We start from the raw sequence: 7,747 nt of genomic DNA, 5'->3' as shown, positions 1-7,747 counted from the left end.
GTTCTACCCTGCTGTCCCTTGGACAACGCTTTGTGCGGACGTAGGAACCCTGGTGGTCACCGGCCAGGCTGACTTCGGCGTCATTCTCGGCGGCAGTGGTTGCGGCGAGCAGATCGCCGCCAACAAGGTGCGTGGCGTGCGTGCTGCACTGTGCCACCGCCCATTCACTGCCGAGATTGCGCGTGCGCGCTCATTGCGCCGATTTAGGGCGCGCCACTGGGTCGGCATCATCCATTCGCGCGATGGATCTGTTCTGGCTGGACTCGAATGGAGTGTTCCCCAACCACTCCCGCCAGACGGCGTCGTCGCCGACGACATCGATACCGGTCTCTTCGAGAAGGCGCCGGCGAACCGTTACCAGGAGTAGTTCATCCGCGGCTCCAGTCAGCACCACATCGGCCGCGCTGTCGTCGGTCGACCATTCAACACCGGCGTCGGTACCCCGGACCGCCCATCGGCCGTCGGTGTCGGTGGCCGCAAACGTCAGCCGTTGGCCGGGGGACAGCGGGGCCGAGACTGCATCCGATTGCGCAACAACACGTTCCAGGAATTCGGTGAGCGCATCGGCGGCGATCTCGGTCGACATGTGGTGCACCACTCCCGCGGCGATGGCGGCGTCGACGCCGTGCATCAGCGTGTCGTAGGCACGCCGCCGCAGCCACCACCATGCGGGGCGGGGCCCCAGGAACGTCCACACGGCGGTGTCGGGCCCCGTGGACGCGACGGCATCAACGAGCAGAGTGGCCCCGGCCAGCAGCCAATCATGCCCATAGGCAGGCTCGCGCGGCGGTTCGCTGTCCGGGACCGAGCGCGGATCAACGGCCTTCACGGCGCGCTCGGCCACGAGGTGCGCCGCCCATCGGTTGCCCCGCCCGACATGCCGGAACAGTTCGCCGACCGTCCACCCCGGGCAGGTGGGGACCGGGGTCGACGGGTTACAGGCACCGATCAGTGACAAGAAGGTACGGGTCTCGTCGAACAGCGTCGCCGCGTAATCCACCGTCAACGCGCAACCCGGATGCCGGTGCCGCAGTCCTGGAGGGCACGGCCAGTGATGCGGAGGGATTGCGTGTCGGCGGTGTCGATCTGGATCACGTGTTGGAACCCTCGGCCAGGAGACGGTGGCAATTATTTGTCACGACTCGGAAAACATCTCTCGCGCTTCGAACACTAGATGTTCGGCGGCGCACCGCCCACAAGCTGTCGCGTACACGTCGTCAACATGTGGTTCATATCACGATCAAGCCTTGACGCGACGCGAGTCACTGTGGAAGGTTTTTGTTGGACGAAAGATTATTTCCACAATGCGGAATACTTGACTGGCGACGCACCTCACCATCCGATCACCGACAGGACGGGCCCGTGTCACATGAACTGATATCCATACTGGTACTGGTAGCCGTCTTCTTGGTCGCGACCGCACTTCCGATTCACATGGGAGCACTGGCCCTGGTCGCGACTTACCTCGTGGGCACCTTCATGCTCGGCGAGGACCTCGACGCCATTCTGGGCGGGTTTCCCGCAGACCTCTTCATGATCCTGGTGGGCATCACCTATCTGTTCGCCCTCGCCACCGACAACGGCACAGTCGACTACATAGTCCAGAAGGCGGTCAGATCCGTCGGCGGACGCGTCGCCCTGATTCCCTGGGTGATGTTCCTCGTCACCGGCATGCTCACCGCCGTCGGTGCCGTGGTGCCCGGCGCCGTGGCGATCATCGCGCCGATCGCGATGGGCTTCGCCCGGCGCTACGGCATCCGCACCCTGCTCATGGGCCTCATGGTCATCAACGGTGCCAGCGCCGGTGGATTCTCACCGCTGAGCATCTTCGGCGGCATCGTCAACGGCGTCGTCGTGCGCAACAACCTGCCCAGCAATCCACTCCTGCTGTTCGCCTGCACGGCGGTTTTCAACCTCGTGCTCAGCGTTGTGGTGTTCTTCCTGTTCGGCGGCCGGGATCTGTTCGGCAAGATCGACACCGGCGACGGGATCGTCGTCCGCAACGGCAGTCGTGGCCGCAACCGAGGTGGCGGATCTCCTTCGGACAATTCGGGACCGGGCGGTGAGTCGGCCCTCAGCCGGACAGCCACTGCGGTCAAGACCAGGACGCTGCCCGGCGGCACCGACACCGCGACGGAGACCGGGCTCGACCGCGCCCGCACCATCACCCTCGTCGGCATCGCCGCCCTCGCAATTTCGGTCCTGTTCTTCGGCGCGGATGTCGGCTTCACCTCGCTGCTGGTGGCCGTGGTCATCTCACTGTTCTCCCCCGCGGTCAACAAGAGCGCCATCAACAAGATTGCCTGGCCCACCGTGCTGTTGATCTGCGGCATCGTCACCTACGTCTCGATGCTGGAGCGGATCGGCACCATCGATTGGCTGGGCAACGGCGTGGCAAGCATCGGCGTGCCGCTGCTGTCGGCGATTCTGATCTTCTTCATCGCCGCGCTGGTATCGGCTTTCGCCTCCACGACCGGCATCCTGGGCGCGTTGATCCCAATGGCGGTCCCGTTCCTACTGTCGGGTCAGATCGGACCGGTGTCGATGATCATCGCGCTGGCCATCTCCGCCTCGGTCGTCGACTCCAGCCCGTTCTCCACCTCCGGTGCACTCGTGGTCGCCAATGCGACCGAAGACGAACGCGACGGGGTCTTCCGCGGGCTCAACATCTGGGGGTTCTCGATGGTCGCGATCGCACCGATCACCACCTGGCTGATCTTCATCCTGCCCGGGTGGGGCTGATGACTACCGCCCTGCCTCTCAGCGGCGTTCGGGTCCTGGACTTCAGCCAGGTCATGGCGGGCCCGTACGCCACCATGCTGCTCGGCGATCTCGGCGCCGATGTCGTCAAGATCGAACCGCCGCAAGGTGATCAGACACGCTCGTCGATGGGGTTCAAGATGAAGGGGCCCGACAGCATGGGCTTCCTCAACATGAACCGCAACAAACGCAGCGTGACGCTCGACCTCAAAACCGAGGCCGGTCGGGAGGTGTTCTACAAGCTCGTCGAGAACGCAGACATCCTCGTCGAGAATTACCGCCCGGGTGTGGTGAAGAAACTCGGTGTCGACTACGAGACCCTGAAGAAGCTCAATCCGAAGCTGATCTACGCCTCGATCTCCGGCTTCGGCCAGACCGGGCCATGGGCGGATCGACCGGGCTTCGACCTGATGGCCCAGGCGATGTCGGGCGTGATGAGCGTGACCGGTCACCCGGGCTCCCCGCCGGTCAAGGCGGGCGTCCCGGTCGCCGATATCGGCTGCGCGTTGTTCTGCACCTACGCGATCCTCAGCGCATATATCGGTCGCCAGAACAGCAGCGAGGGGCAGTACATCGACGCATCGCTTTTCGAGGCGGCACTTGCCTTCTCGATCTGGGACACGTCGGAGTACTGGGGCACCGGCAAGGTGCCGACGCCGGTCGGCACCTCGAACAAGATGAGCGCGCCCTACCAGGCGGTGAAATCAAAGGACGGTTATTTCGTCATGGGGGCAACCAACCAGAAGCTCTGGATGCAGCTCTGCACCCAGATCGGCCGTCCGGACCTGGTCGACGATGAGCGCTTCACCGACAATCCGGCCCGCTTGAAGAACCGAGAACCGCTCATCGAAGAGCTCGAAAAGTCCTTTGTCACCAAGACATCGGACGAATGGGTCGATGAACTCCTCGCGGTCGGCATCCCGGCGGGCAAGATGAGCACCTATCCCGAGGCCTTCGAGAGCGAGCACGGTAGGCACCGCGAGATGCGCCTGGAGATCCCCCATCCGATCGAGGGCACCGTGCCCAACATCGGTTTTCCGGTGAAGCTCATGGGCACCCCGCAGCAGATCCGCAGGCATCCACCGCTGCTCGGCGAGCACACCGATGACGTGCTCGCCGAAATCGGCTTCGACGCTTCGGATATCGCTGAACTCAAGGTGTGCGGAGCTTTCGGCAAGTGAGCGGCAAGGTCCGATACTCGGTCGAGAACGGTGTCGGCTCGGTCGTTTTCGATCGTCCCGAGGCGCGCAATGCCATGACCTGGAGCATGTACGACGCGCTCGGCGAAATCTGCGAGGACATCGCCGCGGACAAGAGCCTGCGCGTCGTGACCTTCTGCGGTGCCGGCGACCATGCGTTCGTCGCAGGCACGGACATCGAGCAGTTCCGCGCGTTCGAGGGCGGCCATGACGGAGTGGCCTATGAGAAGACCATCGACACCCGGGTCGGCGAGATCGAACGCCTGCCGGTGCCGACCATCGCGATCGTCCGCGGCTGGACGATGGGCGGGGGCCTCGCGATCGCCGCTGCATGCGACTTCCGCATCGCTACGCCCAACGCCCGGTTCGGGGTCCCGATCGCCCGCACGCTCGGAAACTGTCTGTCGATGGCCAACACTGCGCGGGTGATCTCGGCATTCGGCATCAACCGCGCCAAGCGGATGCTGATGCTAGCCGACGTGATCGGCGCCGGAGAGGCCCGCGAGTGCGGGTTCGTCACCGAGATCGCCGAACCCGACCAGCTCGACGTTCGCGTCGGCGAGCTGGTCTCGAGGCTGTTGTCCAATGCCCCGCTGACCATGCGCGTAGCCAAGGAGAGCGCCAGGCGCTTGGTCACCGCGGATCTTCCAGACGGGGATGACTTGATCGAACAGTGTTACGGCAGCCGCGATTTCAAGATCGGCGTGGAAGCGTTCCTGGCCAAGCGCAAACCGTTGTGGACGGGCGAATGACGTTCAACGCGCGTCACGCTGGAAATCCGCGCTGCGCCCAACGGCCACACGCCTAACAACGCGGCATAGGGGCTGGCGTGGCCTCCTCTTGGACGGTATTCGATAGCGTTCCGATCCCATCGATACCCACTTCAATCGTGTCACCGATATGCATTTGATCCACCCCAGCAGGGCTTGCGGTCAGGAATACGTCCCCCGGTTCCAGGGTGATCCAGCGCGTGATCCACGCGAGCAACTCAAAGACTCCGAAAATCATGTCGCCGGTGCCGCAGTCTTGCACAATCCGACCGTTGAGCCGAGTGATCAAACGCAGCGATTGCGGGTCATCGATCCCCGTCTCTACCCACGGCCCCATCGGGCAGAACGTGTCGAGGCTCTTGGCCCGCGTCCATTGGCCGTCGGCACGCCAATCACTGGCAGTGACGTCGTTCGCGCAGGTATACCCGAGGATGTGGGCCGGTGCCTCTTCGGGAGTCAGATGACGCGACGCACGCCCGATCACGACCGCAAGCTCGCCTTCGTACTCCAACCGCTCGAGCCCCGGCGGATAAACGATCGCATCGCCGGGGCCCACCAGGGTGTTGAGCCCCTTGAGGAAGATGGCCGGTTGCTGCGGTCGCGGGGACCCTAGCTGGACGAGCTGGCTTTCGTAATTGTTGCCGGCGCACACGATGACGCGCGGCGAGCAGGGATTCAGCAACTCGACATCGGCGCGCGCGGCGATTCGGCACCCCGGTCGGGGGTCGTCGAATCCCCCGTCCAGAGCTAACACGTCGTCACCGTCGAGCACTCCGTAACGCGGGACGGAACGACTGCGGTCAGTGAAGCGGATTATCCGCACTGTGCATCTCCCTCGAGGTTGATGAGGACAATGCCTCGGCGACGAGTTCCACCGGGTGCCATGCTGAGCGAGCGGTGCCGTGGAAGATCTGCTCACGGCAGGATGTCCCGGTCGCGGCGATGATCGTCGTCTCGCCGGCGTTCTCGATTGCCGGAAACAGCCGATCGCGGCCGACGGTCATCGAGACGTCGTAGTGCTCGGCTTCGTACCCGAAGGATCCAGCCATTCCGCAGCATCCGGCGTCGACCTCGACGACGTCGGCACCAGGGATGCGTCGCAACAGCGCCACGGTGGCGGCGGTCCCGACCTCGGCCTTCTGGTGGCAGTGGCCGTGATAGAGAATCTTGCGGCCGGATAGCCAGGAATCGGCGGCCAGGGCGAGCCGGCCATCGTCGATGGCCTCACCGAGCAACTCCTCCACTTGCCGGACCCGGGAGGCGACCGCTTGGACCTTCGGATCGTCGGGAAGCATGGACACGTGTTCGTCGCGCAGGGTGAACAGACAGGACGGTTCGCACCCCACGATGGGCGAGCCGACGACGGTGTCGTCGTGCAATCGTGCGGCCATCGCCTTGGCGTTGGCGGTGGCCTGCTCGACCAACCCCTTTGACAGGGCCGAACGCCCACAGCACCCGCTGTTTGCCAGTTCCACCGACCAGCCCGATTGTTGGAGCAGGCTGATCGCCGCACGGCCGATGTGCGGTTCGGTGTAAGACGTGAATGAGTCGGCGAGGAAATTCACGGTGCCGATGTTGACCGAGGGTTGGCGGTGCCTGCCGTGCCTGGAGTACCACCGCATGAGGTTTCGGAATTTGTACTGCGGCATGGGTCGTCGCGCCGCGATGCCGATGCTGCGGTCCATCGCCCGGCGTACCAAGCGGTTCCGGCCGGACAGGTTCGCCAACGGTCCGAACGCTGATCCGATCCGGTTGAGCGAACGGATGGAACCGAAGATTCGTGATCGAAGAGGTATCCCATGCATGTCGTGGTAATGCGAGAGGGTCTCGCTCTTGAGCTTGGCGATATCCACTCCTAGTGGACATTCGGCCTTGCACGCCTTGCACATCAAGCACAGGTCGAGGATCTCGTGGAGTCGCTCGTCGCCCAACGCCGCTTTAGGGTCCGGCTCGGAGAGCGCCTTGACGAGCGCGTTCGCGCGGCCACGGGTCGCGTGTTCCTCTTCACGGGTGGCGATGTAGGACGGGCACATGACGCCGGTCGTGCTCTTTCGACAGACCCCGATGTTCATGCAGCGGTCGGCGGCGGCGCGCATGCCGCCGACCACTTCGAAGTCCAAGCGGGTATGTATCAGCGGCGCCGCAGGGAGATTGGCGTCTCGCAGGTTGTCGGTCATGCTTGGTGCGTCGACGATCTTGCCGGGATTCATCCGGTCATCAGGGTCGAACAGTCGCTTCACGTCGCGCATTGCCTCGTAGAGTTCGTCACCGAAGATCTCGCGGTTGAACTCGCTGCGAGCCAGCCCGTCGCCGTGCTCGCTCGAGTTGACCCCACCGAATTCCTTGACGAGATCCTTGATCCGTTCGGCGACGGCACGCATCCGGACGATTTCGCCTGGCCGGCTCAAGTCAACGAACGGCCGAATGTGCAGACAGCCGACCGAGCAGTGACCGTAGAACCCAGCTGTCATGTTGTACTCGTCGAGTATCTGGGCGAAGCGTGCGGTGTACTGCGCTAGCACCTCGGGAGGCACTGCGGTGTCCTCGATGAAGGCCAGTGGTCGCTTCGATCCCTCACTGGCCGCCATCAGGAGTCCGAGACTGGATTTGCGCACCTTCAACAGGGCGGCCTGCGCCTCAGCGGTCACCAGGCGCAAGGTGTGGTAGCCGTGGCCGTTGTCGTGCCAGAGCTCGACGAGAGTGTCGAGGCGGGAGAGGACCGCGTCGAGGTCGTCACCAGTGAACGAGACGAACAGCAACGCCGCGGGATCGCCGACGAGGCTGTCACCCAGGCGAGCGAATTCAATCTTTTCTCGTGACAGGTCAAGGATCGTCTTGTCCATCAGCTCGACCTGCGCCGGCTCGCATGCCAGCGCGTCGGTGGTCGCCTCGATCGCCTTCTGGGTGGTGTCGAAGTGCCCGACGGCGTACACGGTGTGCTCGGGCTTGGCGACGAGGTCGACCTCCACTGTGGTCGCGATCGCCAGGGTGCCCTCGCTGCCGACGATGAACTTGGAC

At 64.0% G+C, this 7,747-nt stretch carries 6 protein-coding genes and 1 pseudogene; 4 read left to right on the top strand and 3 right to left on the bottom strand.

The window, feature by feature from the left end; genetic code table 11:
- Nucleotides 1-175, top strand: a pseudogene (locus ACRDUX_RS06930) (RpiB/LacA/LacB family sugar-phosphate isomerase); the annotation flags it as partial.
- Nucleotides 176-190: 15 nt separating this feature from the next.
- On the opposite strand, the gene ACRDUX_RS06925 reads toward ACRDUX_RS06930, so the two are convergent.
- On the bottom strand, nucleotides 191-1,000 hold the full coding sequence (locus ACRDUX_RS06925; protein ID WP_526412292.1) for a maleylpyruvate isomerase family mycothiol-dependent enzyme: 810 nt from the start codon (nucleotides 998-1,000) through the stop codon (nucleotides 191-193).
- Between the two features lie 362 nt (nucleotides 1,001-1,362).
- Between ACRDUX_RS06925 and ACRDUX_RS06920 the strand changes: the two genes are divergently transcribed.
- Genes ACRDUX_RS06920 through ACRDUX_RS06910 form a run of 3 tightly spaced genes read left to right on the top strand, consistent with a single transcriptional unit; the run spans nucleotide 1,363 to nucleotide 4,711 of the window.
- Complete coding sequence (locus ACRDUX_RS06920) at nucleotides 1,363-2,742, top strand: SLC13 family permease (protein ID WP_526412290.1); 1,380 nt, start codon at nucleotides 1,363-1,365, stop codon at nucleotides 2,740-2,742.
- Entirely contained in the window at nucleotides 2,742-3,941 is a 1,200-nt protein-coding gene (locus tag ACRDUX_RS06915) for a CaiB/BaiF CoA transferase family protein (RefSeq protein ID WP_526412288.1), read from the top strand. The genes ACRDUX_RS06920 and ACRDUX_RS06915 overlap by 1 nt, the downstream gene beginning before the upstream one ends.
- The gene (locus ACRDUX_RS06910; protein WP_526412286.1) at nucleotides 3,938-4,711 is read left to right on the top strand and encodes an enoyl-CoA hydratase/isomerase family protein; all 774 of its coding nucleotides are present in this window, start codon (nucleotides 3,938-3,940) and stop codon (nucleotides 4,709-4,711) included. The genes ACRDUX_RS06915 and ACRDUX_RS06910 overlap by 4 nt, the downstream gene beginning before the upstream one ends.
- A 52-nt stretch (nucleotides 4,712-4,763) precedes the next feature.
- Here the strand turns inward: ACRDUX_RS06910 and ACRDUX_RS06905 are convergent, their stop codons facing one another.
- Together ACRDUX_RS06905 and ACRDUX_RS06900 are read right to left on the bottom strand one after the other, a co-directional pair.
- Nucleotides 4,764-5,501 (bottom strand): fumarylacetoacetate hydrolase family protein, encoded by a 738-nt coding sequence (locus tag ACRDUX_RS06905; RefSeq protein WP_526412284.1) that lies wholly within the window; start codon nucleotides 5,499-5,501, stop codon nucleotides 4,764-4,766.
- 28 nt (nucleotides 5,502-5,529) lie between these two features.
- The coding region (locus ACRDUX_RS06900; protein WP_526412282.1) for an FAD-binding and (Fe-S)-binding domain-containing protein at nucleotides 5,530-7,747 on the bottom strand (2,218 nt) is incomplete at its 5' end.

Origin of the sequence: Mycobacterium sp. (assembly GCF_050701675.1) — a bacterium.
Taxonomy (GTDB): domain Bacteria; phylum Actinomycetota; class Actinomycetes; order Mycobacteriales; family Mycobacteriaceae; genus Mycobacterium.
The sequence above is the reverse complement of the archived record's forward strand: the minus strand, read 5'-3'. Positions and strand labels throughout refer to the sequence as shown.

Bases quoted from the DNA above. Each gene is read 5' to 3' on its own strand.
- ACRDUX_RS06915 (WP_526412288.1), top strand. From the start codon at position 2,742: ATGACTACCGCCCTGCCTCTCAGCGGCGTTCGGGTCCTGGACTTCAGC.